Genomic DNA, 205 nt, shown 5'->3' on the forward strand with positions numbered 1-205 from the left:
ATGAAAACACTATTAAATATTCTCTGCCTGTTATTGATTAGTTTGAATGTAAACTGTCAGGTCTTACCATTATATACTCCAAGTTTTGAACGAACTAATGGAGCATACTTAAAAGATTTAAATGATGTCCAGTCTTTTTTGGAAGGGACGTGGATAGGTATAATTAATGATAAAGAATACACCTTTCAGTTTGTTAAATTTCCCC

At 31.2% G+C, this 205-nt stretch carries 1 pseudogene; it reads left to right on the forward strand.

Features of this window, described 5'->3' with window-relative positions:
- Nucleotides 1-205: pseudogene (locus NHF50_RS15635) on the forward strand (hypothetical protein); the annotation flags it as partial.

Source organism: Flavobacterium sp. NRK F10, from assembly GCF_024054235.1.
Classification (GTDB): Bacteria; Bacteroidota; Bacteroidia; order Flavobacteriales; family Flavobacteriaceae; genus Flavobacterium; species Flavobacterium sediminis.